The organism is Bacillus sp. EB106-04-04-XG123, assembly GCF_058791855.1.
The window spans coordinates 561,007-579,757 of sequence record NZ_JBYTDZ010000001.1 but is presented as its reverse complement, the minus strand read 5'-3'; the positions used below and the strand labels follow the sequence as shown (position 1 = coordinate 579,757).

Here is an 18,751-nt window from a genome sequence, read left to right as displayed (position 1 = left end):
CTTTTACAGGATGTCTTTTTCTTTTTGATGAAAAAGAAAATAAAGCATAAAATAGCTTTAAAATCATGTCTCTTTTCATTAAAATGATAAAGGTATTCGAAAAGATAGATAAAAGAAGGAATGACAATGAATCCTATAAAAAAGCTAATTGACCGGCTGTCAGCGTTTCAGTTGATTGCCCTTTATTATTTTCTTGCTGTAACCGTGTCGCTTATTCTTCTCAGCCTTCCAGTGGCTCATCAAGAGGGAGTCAAATGGACATTCATTGATGCCTTGTTTACAGCGGTGAGTGCTGTAAGTGTCACAGGACTGACTGTTGTCGACACCTCACAAACATTTAGTGTCACAGGGATGTGGATCCTTGCGTTTGTTCTGCAAATCGGAGGCATTGGCATTATGACGCTCGGTACCTTCGTATGGCTTGTCATGCGAAAAAGAATTGGGATTAAAGAAAGAAAACTTATCATGGCAGATCAAAACCAGAGCAATTTATCTGGAATTGTAAAACTAATGAAGCAGGTCTTATATTTAATTTTACTGATTGAGTTTGTCGGCGGGCTGATATTAAGCATGTATTTTCTCAAATATTATGATGTGCAAGGAGCTTTCTTACATGGCTTCTTCTCGAGTATTAGTGCGACAACCAATGGGGGCTTCGATATTACGGGGAGCTCGCTTATCCCTTACAAAGATGATTATTTCGTCCAGTTTATTACAATGCTGCTGATCATCTTTGGAGCGATTGGTTTTCCTGTGCTCGTGGAAGTGAAGGATTATTTGTTCAATCAGGACCGAAAGCACGCATCGTTCTCATTGTTTACAAAAATCACAACGCTCACGTTTGGCGGTCTTGTCGTTGTTGGAGCGCTTGGAATCTATGCACTTGAAGCCGGGTTTAGCTTCGTAGGGAAAAGCTGGCACGAAATCTTGTTTTACTCTTTGTTTCAATCGACTGCAACAAGAAGCGGGGGGCTGACAACGTTAGATATTACGCAGCTGACCGAACCGACGCTTTTATTTTTATGTATGCTCATGTTTATCGGGGCTTCCCCAAGCTCTGTGGGGGGCGGAATTCGGACAACTACGTTTGCCCTTAATTTACTCGCATTGTTTCATTATGCTAGGGGAAATAAGTCCATAAAAATCTTCAAGAGGGAGCTTCATCAAGCGGATATTAATAAATCCCTTATGGTGACCATGATGGCCTTTATTTTGGTTTTTGGCGCTACGTTCCTGTTATCCTTAACAGAGCATAATACACTTCTTGAAAATTTATTTGAAGTTTGCTCTGCTTTCGGAACAACGGGACTGTCGCTTGGGATTACCTCAGATCTCACTGTGTTTGGTAAATGTATCATCATGATTGTCATGTTTATTGGACGGATCGGTATTCCAAGCTTTTTATATTTAATCGGCCGAAGAGAAAGCGAAGCGAATTATCATTATCCGAAAGAGCGCGTCATCATTGGCTAAACAGCATTCAATTTGAATGCTGTTTTTTTATTTCCATTATCTAACTGGCTAAATCACATGGGATGTTCGCAATCTATAGGTAAGAGGTGAACGAGACGTGCTGGATGTGTTATGGAAAGCAATTGTCATGCTGCTAGTTGGTACCTTGCTGCTGAGAATAGCAGGGCCTAAATCCATTAGTCAATTAACTGTACAACAAACAGTGATTATGATTTCAATCGGATCGATTATTATCCAACCCTTTATTGAGCATAATTTACTTGAAACCATTTATGCAGCTACCATCTTTATTGTGGCACTTGTCATTATGGAAAAACTGTCGATTCAATCTGATTTCTTTGAAAAGTTGCTTTCAGGCAAATCGGTCGTGATTTTACAGGATGGCGAAATGCTTGATCATAAGCTGAAGAAAACAAGGCTCACAAGGGACGAATTTAGAATGCGTTTAAAGCAGCAAGGCATCACTGACATCAGCAGTCTCAAAAAAGCCACGCTAGAAGCCAATGGACAAATTGGCTATGAGTTAAAACCTGAGGAAAAGCCAGTGACGGTCAAGCAGATGAAGGAATTCCTTGACCAATTAAGAGAAGAACTAAACCTGCCAAAAAAGGACTGAATTCAGATGAAAAGAAAAGCAGCGAAAAATGAAGCATTAACAAATAATATGACGCCGACAGAAAGCATGGCACATGATCAAGGACAAACCCAATTTGATGAACAATCAAGAGATCGTCAGGCAAACCGAAATTCTCATAAAGGGAAACAAGGGGGGGCATCTCGTGACTAAGAAGCATGTGAAGAGCAAAGAGATGAAGGACCATAAAAAGCCGATGGACCCAGATATTTTAGAAGAGGAATTTGGCAGTGAGCTTGGAGATATCAACAGCAGTAAATGGTTTGATACGTTGATGAAGCCAAAAAAAGATGCTGCATGTAAGCAGAATAAGAAATAGAAAAACGATCCAATAAGGATCGTTTTCAGCATGTAGACAAACCCTCGCATTCTTTGTCAGGTCTGCGCTCCGGTACTCGCCCTTCCTAGGGCTGCAAAGGTTTTCTATCACGCTGAAAGGAAGACAAGGGGCTAAAATCAAGATCATTTTAGCCCTTTGTCAACAATCTGAAACGATCCAATAAGGATCGTTTTTTATTTGATATAACTCCCCTGCCTGCCGGTGATCGTTCGTATGAAGTTGTTCATTTTGAGCTCAATCACTGGCTGTGCAACGGTTTTAACAAAAGTGCTAGACAGGGTAAAGGTTAACAGAATGGTGAGCAGCAATAAAATGAGAACACTTGCTGCATTTAGCGCCCAGTCATCAAACCAAGTGGTTCTTAGCAGCTTGATCACAAAGCCATGTAATAAATAAACATATAACGTTCTTGTTCCCCATTTTGTAAAGAAGAAACGGCGTGTTGGAACTAATGCAAAGAAGCTGAATGTAGCACCAAATGCAAGCAAATACCATGCCATTCGTTTCATCGCCGCAATCATTCCTTCATCTCCTAGAGAAGCATACGACTTTGAGCCAAATAAGAAGGAATAATCAAATTCATAGAAGTAGCAAAACAGGAAGACAGCCATTAATACAAAAAGTGCTGCCAGTTTTCCTTTGCTTGTACGAATGAATTCAAAATGCTGCTTTTTTAGATAGAATCCAGCTAAAAACATAGGCAAAAAGACAAACGTACGTGATAAGCTGAGTGTATTGCTGATGCTGTCCACATAACCGACAAGTAATGCAATCGATAAACTGACGATCATCGCCCAGTGGAACGGCAGTTTTGAAAAAGGAATGAGCAGCAAATTCCAAAAGAATAAACTAATTAAAAACCATAAGGACCATTGCGGATCAATTGGATTTAAATTGGCCATGCTTTGATCCTGTAATAGGTAATAGTAAACCGAATAGATCACCTGAAAGATTAAATATGGGATGATCAGCTTAACGGCGACTTTTTTCATAAAGCCCGGTTTTCTAAACCCTTTTGCAAAAAAGCCAGAAACTAAAATAAAGGCGGGCATGTGAAAGGTATAAATAAACTTGTATAAATAGAGCATCCAGTCATTATCGTGAATGAATGATCGTAACAAATGACCAAAAACAACTAGAAAAATCAGAAGGAATTTCGCATTATCAAAATAACTATCTCGTGAAGATGCCATAACATCACCTTTCCTGCTCGATTTCAAACATAAATGTTCTAAGTGCACTGTTCCCTTATTTGCCCCATTCTAAAATACATTTTCGCTTAATTCGCTATTTGATGTGAAATTGTAGAACGGTTGTAAAAGAAGCGTAAGAAAAGTGAATTGTTATACAATCCTGTCATCCAAATGAAATAAATGAGACAGTCTTCGTGTAAAAAGTTAACTTTTTTTATGAGTCGAATGAAGGAACAATGAAAATATTGTAGAAATATTGTAGAGGAATGAGGCTGGAAAAGGAGTGTAAGAGAATGACTGAAACGCTCGATGGCAATAGATTAACCCCTGCAGGAGATATCAGAAAATTAGAAAAAGAGAACGAATATTTGCGAACTGAGTTGATGCAGCAAAAAATGCTGTTAAATAAGACGCTAGATGCCATTTTTATATTTGATCAACACCTCAACATCATCCAAGCCAACGAAGCAACATGCAGGCTTGTTCAGACACCGAAAGAAGACCTCCTCAATAAATCCGTTCTAGATTTCCTATACGGCATCCCGAAAGATAAAGTTGAATGCTCACTCGATCTATTTTTTCGAAAAGGTACGTTAAAAAGAGAAATCTCCATTCAGCTGGAAAATGGCGAAACAAAATACATTGAATTTGTCGCAGAGCATGACACGATGAATCAGCAATATATAGTGGTCATGCGAGACATTTCTTCAAAGAAAATATTAGAACGAGAACGCTCCATGAATGAGCAGCTGTTCAAAGATTTGTTTGACCGAGCCATTGACGGGATGGTCATATTTGATCAGGATGGCTGCATGATTGATGCGAATCATTCTTTTTGTCAGAGCTTTGAACTGCAAAAGACGGATTTAACCGATCGCTATTTACATGAATTTGTCGAAGGCGATAATCTTCCAGCTTTGCAGCATCTTTTAACGTCACTTAAAGAAACAGGGAAAGCAAAAGGGGAGCTTCCTGTTACCCTTCAATCTGGCCAGCAAAAATTATTCGAACTCACCATTACATCAAATGTGATGAGTGGTTTTTATATGTCCATCATGCGGGATATTACAGAAAAAAGGCTAATGGAAGAGAAGCTGTTAAAAAGTGAAGAACGCTTTAGAGAAATTTTCGAAAATGCAATGGATGCCATCATTATATGGGCGGACGATGGAGAGATTGTGAGAGCCAATGAATCAGCCTGCCGAATTTTTGAATTACCGATGCACTCGCTGATTGGCAAAAAGCTCACCGACTTTCTCGTCAAATCTGATAAGAGATATAGACCAACAAGAAGACGTTATATCCGCAATCATGAAATAAGGGAAGAGCTATTGTTCAAAATGGCAAATGGGCAGTATAAAGAGCTTGAGTTTACATCAAAGTATGCGGTATTAGAAGGACAGCACTTAACCATTTTACGTAATGTAAGTGATCGAAAAAGAATGGAGCAGGAGCTGCGCGAAAGTGAGCTCAAATTCCGTAAAGTATTTAATGGGTCAATGGACGGCATTGTTCTTTTTGATAATCAATACCGAATCATTGAAGTCAATCCATCTGCAAGCGAGCTGCTTCAATTGAAGGACGATCATTTAACAGAAATGAATCTTTTCCACATCCTTGCCCCTTATCAAATTGAAAATTTGGCTCAACCAGCCGAGGCGATGTCATTAGATGAAATGGACAATGAGGTTCCATTTGTACTGAACCATCCAGATCAGCGTATACTGGAATTCTCTTTTAAACGCAACATTATCCATAATATGAATTTGGCGATCTTTAGAGATGTGACAGAGCGGAAGGAACTAGAAGAGCGGGTGAGAAAATCAGATACCCTTCATGTGGTCGGAGAGCTTGCTGCTGGAATTGCTCATGAAATTAGAAACCCGATGACAGCCTTAAAAGGATTCATTCAGCTGTTAAAAGGAAATATAGAAGGGGAGTATTCGCTCTATTTTAATGTCATCACATCAGAGCTGAAAAGAATTGAATCCATCATCACCGAATTTTTGATTTTAGCGAAACCGCAAGCCATTGTATATGAAGAGAAAAATGTGGTGCAAATTGTGAAGGATACGATGGATCTCCTGCACGCACAAGCGAATCTTGGCAATGTTCAAATGCATCTCAATGTGCTGGACGAGATACCACTGATATATTGTGAACAAAACCAATTAAAGCAGGTCTTTATTAACATTTTAAAAAATGCAATTGAAGTCATGCCGCGCAAAGGAAATGTCTATGTGAGCATTCAGCGAAAGGGCGAGGAGCATATTGTCATTTCCTTGCGTGATGAAGGCTGCGGAATGGCGGAGGATAAGCTAAAGCGTCTAGGTGAGCCTTTTTATACAACGAAAGAAAGAGGAACTGGACTTGGGTTAATGGTTAGTTATAAAATTATTGAAGAGCATCAAGGAACCATTGAGGTAGAAAGTGAGGAAGGCGTAGGAACCGTCTTCCATCTCACGCTTCCACTAAGGCAGCAGAAACAAGAAGGAGAGCAGTAACGTGTATTATACCGTCTATCACGCACCCATCGGGGCATTATACATACTAGAAAAGGACGGTGCCATCATCGAGGTGATGTTTGATGATGAGCCGTTTTTAGCAAAAAAGCAGGCAATGAATCTAAACCAAGCAGATACGCCTGTCTTACAAGAAGCGAAAAAGCAGCTAGATGAATATTTCAAGGGAGAGCGTCAAGTATTCGATCTCCCGCTCAAGCAAACAGGTTCTCCGTTCCAAGAGCAGGTGTGGGGAGCATTGTCGACCATTCCATATGGTGAATCAAAAAGCTATGCAGACATTGCAGAAGCGATAGGCAATCCCAAGGCTGTAAGAGCCATCGGACAAGCTAACAGACGAAATGCATTACCTATTTTTATTCCGTGTCACAGGGTGATTGGAAAAGACCGGTCTCTGACGGGCTATGCAGGATCGAAGACAGACATGAAAGCGGTCCTCCTTGAATTAGAAGGCATCCCATTTGTTCAAAAATAAATCGATTGACCTGTTCCGAATTTTTCCTAAGCGACATATCCTTTTATTAAGCTAAAAAAGTTGGTTGAGGGAAAAAGGAGGGCGCTGGCATGTTTTGGGGCAAAAAAGGTAAAATGTATGCCGTTACGTCACTATGTGTCAAAATGAACGTCTTGACGGAAGAACAGAAAAAAGAAATCTTAACAAAAACGAATCAAGAAACAAAAAAGCGCGGTGCTCTTAAATGACAAGAACACGGCGCTTTTTTACGATCATTGGGAGATGCTTTCGGCGAAAAGAGCATCAATCTCTTCTGCATAGTTCGATGTGATAATTCCCTTTTCTGTAATGATGCCTGAAATAAGATGATGAGGAGTGACATCAAAGGCGGGATTGAATACTTGAACATCGGGCGGTGCAATGGGGACACCGTTTAATTCCTTTACTTCCAGCGGGTCGCGTTCTTCAATTGGAATATCTGACCCGTCACGGGTGGATACATCAAAGGTTGAAAGCGGTGCTGCTACAAAAAACGGAATGTGAAAATGTTTGGCTAGAACGGCAAGACCTAACGTTCCAATCTTATTCGCTGTATCTCCATTACGGGCGATACGGTCAGCTCCAACAATGACAGCAGAAATTTGCTTTTCTTTCATCGTATGGGCGGCCATGTTATCTGTAATGAGTGTCACATCCACGCCGCCTTGCATGAGCTCCCATGTTGTCAGACGAGCGCCTTGAAGAACAGGGCGTGTTTCACATGCATAAATGTGAAGGTCAAGATTTTTCTTTTTGGCTAAATAAAAAGGAGCAAGGGCTGTTCCGTACCGGCTCGTTGCGATGGAGCCTGCATTACAAATGGTCATGATACGGTCACCTGATTTAAAGAGCTGGAGTGCATTTTGACCGATTTGTCTGCATGTTTCTTCATCTTCAATTTGAATTTGAATGGCTTCATGGACAAGATCAGTTTTAGCTGCATTCACTGATGCTGCACGCTGAATGCGCTGCAGCAGCCGGTCTAATGCCCAGGCGAGGTTCACAGCGGTTGGACGAGCACTGTTTAAATATTCTTTGATTCGAATCACTTCTTGTTTAAAAACATCGATTTCTTCTGTCTCAATGGCTTGCGCACTAAGTGCCAGTCCAAATGCTGCTGTAATGCCAATCGCAGGCGCTCCGCGTACTTTTAATGTCACAATTGCATCATACACATCTTCTTTCGTATATAAATGCTCAAAGACGGTTTCGGCCGGTAATTTTTGCTGATTTAAAATGTGAATACGGTTTTCTTCCCATTCGACAGAACGGGGGACTTCAAATTCTTTTGACAAAACCCGTCACTCCTTTACAGATGGCTGGAATAATGCGACGAGGTCAGACGCTGTTTCCACTGCATGATATTGTTTGATAAATGTTTTTCCAAGTGTCAGTGCTGCTTTTTTCTGCTGAATCCGTCTAGTTGGAGATGGAATCGCATCAAGATCAGCGGCATGAGCAAGACCAATTGTTCGGCGGACAAGCTCACAGCCGGCAAAGCCTGTCGCTTCTTTTAAAATCCGGTCAAACGTTGTTTCTAAAAAGCTGTCCGATACACTAAATGCTTCAATGCTGTCCTCTTTCCAAGCTTTTGTGAACACTTCTTTGAATGTTGACCATACATTGACGACATGGTCAAAAAGGTGCTGCTGCTCGTGTTCATTCTCGCGAGATAAAGCATTCAGGAACAGATTGGCGATAAAGTGGCCGATATCGAATCCAAAGGGACCGTAAAACGCGAATTCTGGATCAATGATTTTCGTTTCAGTCTCATTTGCAAAAATACTGCCTGTATGAAGATCTCCATGAACCAATGTTTCAGCTGATGTCAGGAAGATACGCTTCAATTCTGCTGCTTTGGCTTGCAGCTCAAGATCTGCCCAAAGCGCTTCTGCTGATTCTCTTAATTCTTCTTCGAAGTCATTTGTTTCACTATCAAAGAAAGGGTCTGTGAAGACGAGTTTTTCTGTGATATCACACAGGTCAGGGTTCGTAAATTGCTTCACAAATTGTTTTTTGATTTTAGGATTTGTCGCAAAGTCAGATGTGTAAAAAAGTGTTTTTCCTAAAAATTCTCCAACATGATCAGATAAATGCGGATATTGTTTTCCGGCAATTAGCCCTTTTCTGACGATTTCTAAGTGTGAGAGATCCTCCATGGCTGTCACTGCAAGAGCTGTATCCGAGTAATAGACCGCTGGTACGAGATGCGGCGCATATTCTGACTGTTTGATCAGGGCAGCACTTTCAATTCTTGCCCGGTCTAATGTAAGAGGCCAGCTCTCACCAACCACCTTTGCATAAGGCAGCGCCTGCTTGATGATCAATCCTTTTTCTTGTTTGTGATCATAAATATGAAAGACGTAATTTAAATTCCCGTCGCCGATTTCAGTACAAGTCAAATGACTGCTTTCTTGGATTAAGCCAAGTCTAATTGCGAGTGCAACTGCCGAGCTTTCTGTTAGTTCTTCATATGATGCCGTAAGTGTAACCAATTGCTTCCCCTCCAAATCATATAAAAAAGCCTCTTTCTCCTGAGAGAAAGAGGCTTGATGGTGTGTATGCTCAAAGCCTCTCTTATCTCTCAGCACATGCGTCTGATGGAATTAGCACCGTGCCCTATAAGACAATTGTCTTGGCGCGTTACTTGCTGCGCCCCACTTCACAGTGGTATTAACGGTCGGTTGCTGTTGGGGTCAAAAGGCCAAATCCCTCGCCCAACTCTCGATAAGAGAAATCAATATGTAATTGTTTCGTGTCTGTTTGCATTTCTTAATTCAAGATATTATCAGAGCTGCGCTTTACATGTCAATCTTTTTTCAAAATTGCTTTACAATTCATAAAACAATCCATTACAGTGATTGTATTGTTACGTAACTTGAATAGAAGGTGAAGAAATGGAATTCCAGCAATCAGATGTGTTGAAACAATTACCGAAACAATTTTTTGCGTCCCTTGTCCAAAAGGTGCAGAAAAAAGTGCAGGAAGGGGCAGATATCATTAATTTGGGGCAGGGAAATCCTGATCAGCCAACTCCTCCCCACATTGTAAAAGCCATGCAGGAAGCGGTAGCAAAACCTGAAAATCATCAATACTCCTCATTCCGTGGAACAGCGAAATTAAAAAAGGCCGCTGCCGCTTTTTATGAAAGAGAATATGGCGTTACGCTTGATCCAAAGACGGAAATTGCGATTTTATTTGGCGGGAAAGCAGGGCTTGTTGAGCTGCCTCAATGTCTGCTGAATCCGGGTGATACGCTTCTCGTCCCTGACCCAGGTTATCCTGATTATTGGTCAGGTGCTGTACTTGCTGGAGCTCATATGGTGACCATGCCACTTCTTGAAAAAAATGATTTTTTACCTGACTACGATTTGCTGCCTGAGGATGATAAGAAAAAGGCAAAATTAATGTATTTAAATTACCCCAACAATCCGACGGGGGCTACGGCAAGCCGTTCATTTTTTAAAGAAACCGTTACATTTGCGAAAGATCACAAGCTTTGTGTTGTCCATGATTTTGCATATGGCGGCATTGGATTTGATGGGGAAAAGCCGATCAGCTTTCTGCAAGTAGATGGAGCGAAAGAGACGGGAATAGAAATTTACACATTGTCTAAAACGTACAATATGGCAGGGTGGAGAGTAGGATTTGCAGCAGGGAATCCGTCTGTTATTGAAGCGATTGAGCTTTATCAGGATCATTTGTTTGTCTCGTTGTTTAAAGCCACGCAGGATGCAGCAGCGGAAGCCCTATTAAGCGATCAAACATGCGTACGGGTGCAAAATGACCGATATGAGAAAAGGCGGAATGTGTGGATAGCTGCCTGCAAAGAAATTGGCTGGGAAGTCAGTGCACCAAAGGGATCATTTTTTGCTTGGTTAAAGGTGCCAGAAGGATATACATCTGAAGCCTTTTCTGATTTATTATTAGAAAAAGCACATGTTGTTGTAGCGCCAGGTAACGGCTTTGGTGCTCACGGTGAAGGGTACGTGAGAGTAGGGCTTCTTACAAGCGAGGAGCGGTTACAAGAAGCTGCTCAGCGCATCGCTGCCTTGAAGCTGTTTGAAAAAAAGCCATTGACAACATAAAAAAATGGTGCGATAATTCAGGCAATATTTAAGAAAATTGAATATTCTTATCAAGAGTAGGCAGAGGGACTAGCCCAATGAAGCCCGGCAACCGACTTCCATGAAGCACGGTGCTAATTCTTGCAGCAAGCGCTGAGAGATAAGATTCGGAAGAATGACACGAAACAACCTCTTTAAGGCGCTCAAGAAGCACTTGAAGAGGTTTTTTTATTGAACATATGCATGATGCAATCGAAAGGGGATTCCTAGTGAGTGAATTACTGGCAACATACGTATTAACACATCGAGAGGATGAACAAATAAATCGAAAAGCGGAGCAGATCGCGCTTGGTTTAACAGTTGGATCATGGACGGATTTGCCGCAGCTCAAAAAGGAGCAGCTTCAAAAGCATAAAGGCCGAGTTGAAAAAGTATTAGAAAAGGCTGCTCCAGCCGAAAATGGTCTTTATCAATCAGAGGTGACCATTGCTTATCCTGAGGCAAACTTTTCAGCAGATTTACCAGCTGTTTTCACGACAATTTTTGGAAAGCTTTCACTAGACGGAAAAGTGAAGCTAGTCGATATCCAATTTTCTGAAGAATTTAAAAAAAGCCTGCCAGGACCGGTATTTGGAATTGATGGCATACGAAATAAGGTAAATGTATTTGATCGTCCATTATTGATGAGTATTTTTAAAGGTGTTATCGGCCGTGATATGCAGGATTTAAAAGAGCAGCTCCGTTTACAGGCATTAGGCGGGGTTGACCTCATCAAAGACGATGAAATTTTATTTGAAAGTCCATTAGCTCCTTTTGAAGAGCGAATCAAAGAAGGAAAAGAGATTTTAAAAGAAACCTATGAAGAGACAGGACACCGCACGCTGTATGCTGTCAATTTAACGGGCAGAACCTTTGACCTGAGGGATCGAGCGAGAAAGGCCGCTGAACTTGGAGCAGATGCGCTCTTATTCAATGTCTTTGCTTACGGTCTTGATGTCATGCAAAGCTTAGCTGAGGATCCAGATATTCCACTGCCTATTATGGCGCATCCCGCAGTGAGTGGTGCATTGACATCCTCTCCTGAATATGGATTCTCGCATTCTCTTCTTTTAGGCAAATTAAACCGATATGCTGGCGCTGATTTGAGCCTCTTTCCCTCACCTTATGGATCGGTTGCACTTCCGAAAAAGGATGCCCTTGGAATCTATGAAGCTTGCGTGAAAGAGGATACGGTTCAAAAAACATTCCCTGTCCCGTCAGCAGGCATTCATCCAGGAATGGTTCCAGTATTGATCAAAGATTTTGGAATTGATCATGTGATTAACGCAGGCGGAGGCATTCACGGACATCCGCGGGGAGCCATCGGCGGAGGGAAGGCATTTCGTTCGATCATTGATGCCGTGATACATGAAGAGTCTATCCAAGATAAGGCGGCTTCCTGCCAAGACTTAAAAGCGGCACTTGATCTTTGGGGAAGGGTAGCAGAATAATGAAAAAACCAATTGTGTGTTGTGATTTTGATGGAACAATTACAAAAAATGATAATATCATCCGCATCATGAAACAGTTTGCACCGAGTGAATGGACGAAACTGAAGGATGGTGTCCTGTCAAAGGAAATTACCATTCAAGAAGGCGTTGGGCAGATGTTTCAATTACTGACAAGTGATCAGAAGGAAGCCATTCAATCATTTATTTTAGAGGATACAGAGATTCGAGAAGGATTTAAGCAATTTGTGGATGAGGTAAAAAAAGCAGACATTCCTTTCTATGTACTTAGTGGGGGGATGGACTTTTTTGTCTACCCCATCCTCGAAGGCATTGTCGATCGAGACGATATTTATTGCAATCATGCATCATTTGGGGAAGAGCATATTCAGATTGAATGGCCGCATGCCTGCGATACGCAATGTCAAAATGGATGCGGATGCTGCAAGCCCTCAATCATTCGAAACCTGACTCATGAGGATGATTTCATCATCATGATCGGAGATTCAGTGACTGATGTGGAGGCAGCGAAACATGCAGATCTTACGTTCGCGCGCGACTACTTGCTCAATGAATGTCAAGAGCTTGGGCTCGTACATAAGGAGTTTGACACATTTATTGATCTACACGCGCAATTTGTTCAAATAAAGGAAGTGAAGGAATGGCAGACGCAAAGAGCAAACGCTGGCAGGAGCTAGCAGACGTTAAACGTGAACTGGCCCAAAGAGACTGGTTTTTCGGAACAAGCGGTAATTTATCGATCAAGGTGTCGGATGATCCAATCACGTTTTTGGTGACGGCAAGCGGCAAAGATAAACGAAAAGAAACAAACGAAGATTTTGTGCTAGTAAATGCGGCAGGCCAGCCCCATGATCCGAACGAGACGCTTAGACCATCAGCTGAAACACTGCTTCACACGTACGTGTATGAACGGACGAAAGCAGGCTGCTGCCTCCATGTCCACACCATTGATAATAATGTGATGTCAGAGCTGTATGGGGATAAGGGAGAGATTCGTTTTAAAGGCAACGAAATCATCAAAGCGCTTGGTTATTGGGAAGAGGATGCAGAAGTGTCGATTCCGATTATTGAAAATCCAGCTCATATTCCGCATCTTGCAGAGCAATTTGCCAAACATCTGACACTAGAGGCGTCATCTGGTGCTGTACTCATTCGCAATCACGGCATCACGGTCTGGGGAAAAACAGCCTTTGAAGCAAAACGAGTATTAGAAGCATATGAGTTTTTATTTAGCTATCACTTAAAATTAGCGCTGTATCAACAGCAGCTTGTAAGATAAAAAGGAGGAAAAGCAAATGGCGACGATTTTGATTCACAATGAAGAGAACACATTACTTGAGAACGAGCAAGAGGTTGCATCATATTTAGAAAACCAAGGGGTTATTTATGAGCATTGGGATATTGAAAAGCTGCCAAACCGTTTATCAGAAAAGTATGATTTAACCGATGAGGAAAAGGAAGAGATTTTGACTGTTTTCCAAAAGGAAATTCAAAGTATTTCTGAAAAAAGAGGGTACAAAGCGCAGGATGTGATTTCATTATCTGATGCCACGCCAAATCTTGATGAACTGCTCCAAAACTTTAAACGTGAGCATCACCATACAGATGATGAAGTACGCTTTATTGTGAGCGGGCACGGAATCTTTGCTATTCAAGGCAAGGATGGCGTCTTTTTTGATGTGAGATTGAACCCAGGTGATTTAATTTCTGTTCCGCCAAACATCCGTCATTACTTTACACTTCAAGAGGATCGCAAAGTGGTTGCAGTTCGCATATTTGTCACAACTGAGGGCTGGGTGCCAATTTACGAGGAAGAAACGGTTTAATGATAGAGCTGATCATTCCGCATGAGGCGGAAGATCAGCTTTTTTTTAGGAAATTAGACATAAAATGTGAAAGAAAATAGTTGATTTTGATCTTCTGTATAGGATAAAATTCTGTTTAATCAATGTGACAGTCCTGTCCAAATTTGAAGTTTACCCCCAAATTTGATTGGGTAAAAGGTCTTTAGGCTGTAAAAAATTAAATAAAATAAGCATATTTAATTTAATTTACAAATAAAGTATAATTTTGGTGTCGGATCATTTTGAGCATAGACAGTCGAAATCATTGCGGGAGCTGAGATCATGAATATTTATGTAAGGAAAGAACAATTGCTGATGTCCATTGATGAGAAGAGAAAACAGATGGTAGAAGCTGCTCAAGTGGAAGGGTACACTGGTGAGATGACAATTAAATATAGTCAAGAACTGGACAACCTGATGAATGAGTATCAGCATCTTCTTTTTCATGAGAAACAATCTGCCCCCTCCTTTCATGATCTTGTGTCTCAAATGAGTCTTTTATCTGTGAACCGTCCCTCTTATTGACATGAAAAACCGGTCTTGCATAAGCAAAACCGGCTGACATCTTCAGCTATGCTGAGTGAGCAGAAGGAAGCATGATCATAACAGTCGTTCCTTTATTCACTTCGCTACGAATATCAATTGTTCCGCCATACATCGAAATGATTCGTTTACACACGACAAGCCCAAGACCCGTGCCTTTTTCCTTCGACGTAATAAAGGGGAGGAAGATGTGCTTTAACATCTCTTCTGGTATGCCTTCACCTGTATCCGCTACTTTAATAATGACATGTTCTTTTTCAGCTTCGATCACAATCTTCAAATGACCGCCGTTTGGCATTGCTTCTAAAGAGTTCTTTGCTACATTTAAAACCACTTGTTTAATATGATCCTTCGTGCAATACACGCCCACATCTTGAATCGTATTGATTTGCAAGTCCACTTCGACATTATAAAGGTTTGCCTCAGAGAAAACGATCGGCATGATCTCACTTACAATTTCTTTTACAGAGTTATTCTGCCATTTTTCTGCCGTTGGTTTTCCTAATACAAGAAATTCACTGACGATTTGGTTGATCCGTTTAATTTCTTCCTCGATGACAGAAAAATAGAGCTGATCTTCTTCTGAATGATACTTCTTTTGCAATAGCTGGATAAATCCGCTGATCCCAGTTAATGGGTTGCGAATTTCGTGTGCTGTACTTGCTGCGAGTGTTCCGATCAATTCAAGCTTTTGCGCTTCATTTTGATGACGCTCCTGCTGAGTTTGCCGCCTTAACACGATATACTGGACTAGTGTGAATAAAATATTTAATAAAATAAACGCACTGGATAAAGGGATGAGCATCACAGACAGCACTTCACTTGTTGAAGCACGCTGCGGAAAGACCTCCAGCTTCCAGCTGTTTTCATCTAAATATGTAGACACGGTGCTGCCGCCCTCGGGTACTGGCTGTGGACCGCTTGTAAACACGACATGTCCATTTTGATTCAGCATCTTAAAATGAAGATCAGGGTTCAATACATTCATAATATTTCTTAAATAATCAATTTGAATGGCGGCAATCAGCACATTTGTGACCTCTTCGTTTTCATCGAGAACAGGCACGCAAATGGAGAGAATCCGCTGTTTTGTAATTCGGCTCACATAGTTGTCTGTGATCACGGTCTGCTTGGTCACTTGAATGCGTTTAAAGTAATCTCTGAATGATAGGTTGATTTTTTCCTTTAACGGGGTGGTGCTTGCTGTTACATTTCCTTTTTTGTCTAGGAGATACAGACCTGAAAAACGAGGTTCTTGTTTATAGATTTTCTCTAGGATGTTTTGTACTTTTTTCGTCTCAAGCGGCTGGTCAAATCCCATGGCAAGGGAAGTTAATCTCGCTTCTGTTTCACTTATTAAATAATTCATTTGGTTTTTGTGAATATTTAACATAAGTGTAGCGGTTTGTTTGTTCTTTAAATCGATTTTTTCAGTTTCTTTTTCGTAGATAAAATAACTAATGATTAGGGTTGGAAGCATGACCAAAATAAGGTAAAGCCTGATCTTCTTCCAAAACCCTTTGAGTATACTCATCATTCATCGCTCCAACGTATTACCTAATAGACTTATTATAGCATTGAACCTATCTTTATTACGATGACTTGTGTGATTTTTAAAAAATTAGGTGATTCGTTCTGGTCTCATTTTCGTGCTAAAGATGGATCAAAATGTTGACATTTTACTTATTGTTTATTAATGTCACATTAGTGGGTTGCATTTCATAAAGGATGATAAAAAATGGAAAATCATAATGTCGAAAAATCATTAAAATTATTTATTGTATTATCACGTGCCTATCGCTCAATTAATCATCACATGAACAAACATATTGTGAAGCACGGGCTGAATCCAACTGAATTTGCTGTGCTAGAATTGCTGTATCATAAAGGTGATCAGCCGCTTCAGCAAATCGGTGATAAGATTTTACTTGCAAGCGGCAGCATCACGTATGTGGTCGATAAATTGGAGAAGAAAGAACTCCTCAGCCGGAAGGCTTGTGCAGAAGACCGCAGGGTGACATTTGCGCATATTACAAAGCAGGGACGAGCTTTGCTTGATGACATCTTCCCAGATCATGCGAAAGAAATTCATGAGATGATCAGTGTCCTGAGCGAAGAAGAGAAAGATGCCTGCATCGATATGCTCAAACATGTAGGGCTGCGTGCAAAGCATTTATATGATCATCAAGAATAAATAAAAAGGAAGCCGCTGGCTTCCTTTTTTATTTCGCTTTTTTCTCAATCGGTAAAATGAGTACTTCTACACGCCGGTTTTTACTTCTGCCTTCTGCTGTATCGTTTGAGGCAATCGGTTTGAATTCGCCGTATCCTTTTGTACTAAAGTTCTCTTGATCTAGATTACTGTTTTCAAGAAGAATATTTAAAAAGTTCACAGCACGAATGGCGCTTAAATACCAGTTTGATTCAAATTCTGAATTTCTGATCGGTACATTATCCGTATGTCCGCTAATGACAATGTCACGAGCTGGATTAATGACGAGCAGCTTTGAGATTTCTTTTGCTAACGGGACATCCTGAGAGCGAATAACTGCCCGGCCAGAATCAAAGAAGATACTGTCCTCAATCGTAATGAGAAGTCCTTCATCCGTAAGCTTTGTTTCGAGCTTGGAACCAAGTTTTTTATTTGCAATGAATGAATCGACCTGCTGTTTGACCTTTGTGAGAACCGCTTGGTCTCGAGCCTTTGCTTTGGCTTCTTCATCTTTCTCTTCCTCGGCTGCTTTCTTGACTTGGTTGCTGTGTTCAGTTTCTTCCGTGCTTTGCATGCTGGATTGATCCATGACACCAGTACCGCCAGTAAAAACAACATTAAAAGACTTAGCCATCTGTTCATATTTTGCCGCATCAATCGAACTAGATGCAAAAAGCACAATGAAGAGGGCGAGAAGAAGCGTCAGAAGATCGGCATAAGGGATAAGCCAGGATTCATCTACATGGTCTTCATGATCATGGTTTTTACGTTTCCTAGCCATTTTGATTTTCTCCTTCTTCAATGACAAGATTTGCACGTTCTTTTGCTGGTAAGTACATAAGAAGTTTTTGTTCAATGACTTTTGGAGATTGACCTTCAAGAACAGAAAGAATGCCTTCGATCATAATCAGACGAAGCTTTACTTCTTCCTTTGATTTACGCTTCAATTTGTTGGCAAATGGGTGCCATAATACATACCCGGTAAAAATCCCAAGCAGTGTGGCGACAAAGGCAGCACTGATTGCATGTCCAAGTGCTTCAATATCTCCCATGTTGGCAAGTGCTGCAATAAGTCCGACAACGGCGCCAAGTACCCCTAGTGTCGGAGCGTATGTACCAGCTTGTGTAAAGATTAATGCGCCTGACTGATGTCGTTCAGACATGGCGTCAACTTCTTCTGTTAAGACGTCTCGAATAAATTCAGCACTTTGGCCGTCAACTGCCATGCTTAACCCGTTCTTTAGAAAATCATCATCGACTTCCTCAAGACTTGCTTCTAATGCCAAAAGACCTTCACGACGCGCAATTTGTGCCCAGTTTGAAAATAGAGGGATCATTTCTTGAATCGTTGGAAGCTGGCTGTCTTTGAAAATTTTGCCGAACAATTTTGGTGTTTTCTTAATTTCACTAGAAGGGAATGCGATGACAACAGCTGCAACCGTCCCAACAATGATGATTAATATAGCCGCCGGGTTGAGAAGAGCAGTTAGACTCACACCTTTCAAAACCATACCGACACCTAGTGCAATAAATGCTAAAATAATACCAATTAACGATGTTTTGTCCATTATCTCACCAAATCCTTTAACTATCTTTTTCTATAGTTAATATCGGTGTGTTCCAGAAGGGTTTTAGTCAGAATATAAAATTAAGACAGTTTCTGTGAAGAATTTTTGACGAAAGCGCTTTCTGTATATGTAAAAAGAAGAAACTCCCTCATATAAAGGGAGTCTCCATTTAATCATTTTGTGCTGGTTCATCTAAATGAAGCAGCTCTTTTAATTTTTCTTCATACATGATTTTGACAAGATCGTAGCTCCAATTCATCATGTGATCCACCTCTTTTTCTTCTATCGTAAAGGAAAAGAGGCGGGGGAGCGTCAGCGTTCAGATGGAACTTAGCCACCGCAACATGATGGAGG

At 41.0% G+C, this 18,751-nt stretch carries 20 protein-coding genes and 2 riboswitches; of the genes, 14 read left to right on the top strand and 6 right to left on the bottom strand.

What is annotated here, in order from left to right:
- Positions 1-126 precede the first annotated feature (126 nt).
- The 4 genes from AC3WTB_RS02945 to AC3WTB_RS02930 all read left to right on the top strand — a co-directional run bounded on the left by AC3WTB_RS02945 (position 127) and on the right by AC3WTB_RS02930 (position 2,426).
- A complete protein-coding gene (locus AC3WTB_RS02945) occupies positions 127-1,473 on the top strand; it encodes a TrkH family potassium uptake protein (protein WP_151284234.1) in 1,347 nt (448 codons plus the stop codon).
- Positions 1,474-1,570: 97 nt separating this feature from the next.
- Positions 1,571-2,089 carry a DUF421 domain-containing protein gene (locus AC3WTB_RS02940; RefSeq protein ID WP_039178055.1) on the top strand — a complete coding sequence of 173 codons (519 nt, stop codon included), beginning with the start codon at positions 1,571-1,573 and terminating at the stop codon, positions 2,087-2,089.
- A gap of 6 nt (positions 2,090-2,095) precedes the next feature.
- Positions 2,096-2,260, top strand: coding sequence for a protein YkzP (gene ykzP / locus AC3WTB_RS02935; protein WP_087975542.1), 165 nt, complete (start codon positions 2,096-2,098; stop codon positions 2,258-2,260).
- Positions 2,253-2,426, top strand: a complete 174-nt coding sequence (locus tag AC3WTB_RS02930) for a hypothetical protein (protein WP_492333279.1) — start codon at positions 2,253-2,255, stop codon at positions 2,424-2,426. Before ykzP ends, AC3WTB_RS02930 begins: the two co-directional genes overlap by 8 nt.
- Positions 2,427-2,620: 194 nt before the next feature.
- Here AC3WTB_RS02930 and AC3WTB_RS02925 read toward each other — a convergent pair whose 3' ends face one another.
- The gene (locus AC3WTB_RS02925; RefSeq protein ID WP_492333278.1) at positions 2,621-3,640 is read right to left on the bottom strand and encodes an acyltransferase family protein; all 1,020 of its coding nucleotides are present in this window, start codon (positions 3,638-3,640) and stop codon (positions 2,621-2,623) included.
- Between the two features lie 293 nt (positions 3,641-3,933).
- Between AC3WTB_RS02925 and AC3WTB_RS02920 the strand changes: the two genes are divergently transcribed.
- The 3 genes from AC3WTB_RS02920 (at position 3,934) to AC3WTB_RS02910 (ending at position 6,864) form a co-directional block, all read left to right on the top strand.
- Positions 3,934-6,144 (top strand): PAS domain S-box protein, encoded by a 2,211-nt coding sequence (locus AC3WTB_RS02920; protein WP_492333277.1) that lies wholly within the window; start codon positions 3,934-3,936, stop codon positions 6,142-6,144.
- Position 6,145: 1 nt separating this feature from the next.
- Entirely contained in the window at positions 6,146-6,637 is a 492-nt protein-coding gene (locus AC3WTB_RS02915; protein WP_492333276.1) for a methylated-DNA--[protein]-cysteine S-methyltransferase, read from the top strand.
- Positions 6,638-6,726: 89 nt separating this feature from the next.
- On the top strand, positions 6,727-6,864 hold the full coding sequence (locus AC3WTB_RS02910; RefSeq protein ID WP_162860203.1) for a hypothetical protein: 138 nt from the start codon (positions 6,727-6,729) through the stop codon (positions 6,862-6,864).
- Positions 6,865-6,888: 24 nt separating this feature from the next.
- Here the strand turns inward: AC3WTB_RS02910 and mtnA are convergent, their stop codons facing one another.
- Together mtnA and mtnK are read right to left on the bottom strand one after the other, a co-directional pair.
- Complete coding sequence (gene mtnA, locus AC3WTB_RS02905; protein ID WP_059376918.1) at positions 6,889-7,950, bottom strand: S-methyl-5-thioribose-1-phosphate isomerase; 1,062 nt, start codon at positions 7,948-7,950, stop codon at positions 6,889-6,891.
- 6 nt (positions 7,951-7,956) lie between these two features.
- Entirely contained in the window at positions 7,957-9,150 is a 1,194-nt protein-coding gene (gene mtnK / locus AC3WTB_RS02900) for an S-methyl-5-thioribose kinase (RefSeq protein WP_330545004.1), read from the bottom strand.
- Between the two features lie 80 nt (positions 9,151-9,230).
- Positions 9,231-9,388, bottom strand: a riboswitch (SAM riboswitch).
- A 164-nt stretch (positions 9,389-9,552) separates the two neighbouring features.
- Between mtnK and AC3WTB_RS02895 the strand changes: the two genes are divergently transcribed.
- The 6 genes from AC3WTB_RS02895 (at position 9,553) to AC3WTB_RS02870 (ending at position 14,599) form a co-directional block, all read left to right on the top strand.
- Positions 9,553-10,743 (top strand): pyridoxal phosphate-dependent aminotransferase, encoded by a 1,191-nt coding sequence (locus AC3WTB_RS02895; RefSeq protein ID WP_492333275.1) that lies wholly within the window; start codon positions 9,553-9,555, stop codon positions 10,741-10,743.
- 44 nt (positions 10,744-10,787) lie between these two features.
- A riboswitch (SAM riboswitch) is annotated at positions 10,788-10,889 on the top strand.
- Between the two features lie 102 nt (positions 10,890-10,991).
- On the top strand, positions 10,992-12,212 hold the full coding sequence (gene mtnW, locus AC3WTB_RS02890; RefSeq protein WP_268502099.1) for a 2,3-diketo-5-methylthiopentyl-1-phosphate enolase: 1,221 nt from the start codon (positions 10,992-10,994) through the stop codon (positions 12,210-12,212).
- Entirely contained in the window at positions 12,212-12,907 is a 696-nt protein-coding gene (locus tag AC3WTB_RS02885) for a 2-hydroxy-3-keto-5-methylthiopentenyl-1-phosphate phosphatase (protein WP_492333274.1), read from the top strand. Before mtnW ends, AC3WTB_RS02885 begins: the two co-directional genes overlap by 1 nt.
- Entirely contained in the window at positions 12,871-13,509 is a 639-nt protein-coding gene (locus tag AC3WTB_RS02880) for a methylthioribulose 1-phosphate dehydratase (protein ID WP_059376919.1), read from the top strand. Before AC3WTB_RS02885 ends, AC3WTB_RS02880 begins: the two co-directional genes overlap by 37 nt.
- Positions 13,510-13,525: 16 nt before the next feature.
- Entirely contained in the window at positions 13,526-14,056 is a 531-nt protein-coding gene (locus AC3WTB_RS02875) for a 1,2-dihydroxy-3-keto-5-methylthiopentene dioxygenase (RefSeq protein WP_024426834.1), read from the top strand.
- Between the two features lie 300 nt (positions 14,057-14,356).
- Positions 14,357-14,599, top strand: a complete 243-nt coding sequence (locus tag AC3WTB_RS02870; protein ID WP_039178071.1) for an aspartyl-phosphate phosphatase Spo0E family protein — start codon at positions 14,357-14,359, stop codon at positions 14,597-14,599.
- 46 nt (positions 14,600-14,645) lie between these two features.
- Here AC3WTB_RS02870 and kinD read toward each other — a convergent pair whose 3' ends face one another.
- Complete coding sequence (kinD, locus tag AC3WTB_RS02865; RefSeq protein ID WP_492333273.1) at positions 14,646-16,151, bottom strand: sporulation kinase KinD; 1,506 nt, start codon at positions 16,149-16,151, stop codon at positions 14,646-14,648.
- 204 nt (positions 16,152-16,355) lie between these two features.
- Here kinD and mhqR point away from each other — a divergent pair, with 204 nt between their 5' ends.
- Complete coding sequence (mhqR, locus tag AC3WTB_RS02860; RefSeq protein WP_034281539.1) at positions 16,356-16,811, top strand: MarR family transcriptional regulator MhqR; 456 nt, start codon at positions 16,356-16,358, stop codon at positions 16,809-16,811.
- A gap of 28 nt (positions 16,812-16,839) precedes the next feature.
- Here the strand turns inward: mhqR and motB are convergent, their stop codons facing one another.
- Positions 16,840-17,610 carry a flagellar motor protein MotB gene (gene motB / locus AC3WTB_RS02855; protein WP_039178076.1) on the bottom strand — a complete coding sequence of 257 codons (771 nt, stop codon included), beginning with the start codon at positions 17,608-17,610 and terminating at the stop codon, positions 16,840-16,842.
- Positions 17,603-18,397, bottom strand: a complete 795-nt coding sequence (gene motA / locus AC3WTB_RS02850) for a flagellar motor stator protein MotA (RefSeq protein WP_024424680.1) — start codon at positions 18,395-18,397, stop codon at positions 17,603-17,605. The genes motB and motA overlap by 8 nt, the downstream gene beginning before the upstream one ends.
- Between the last annotated feature and the right edge of the window lie 354 nt (positions 18,398-18,751).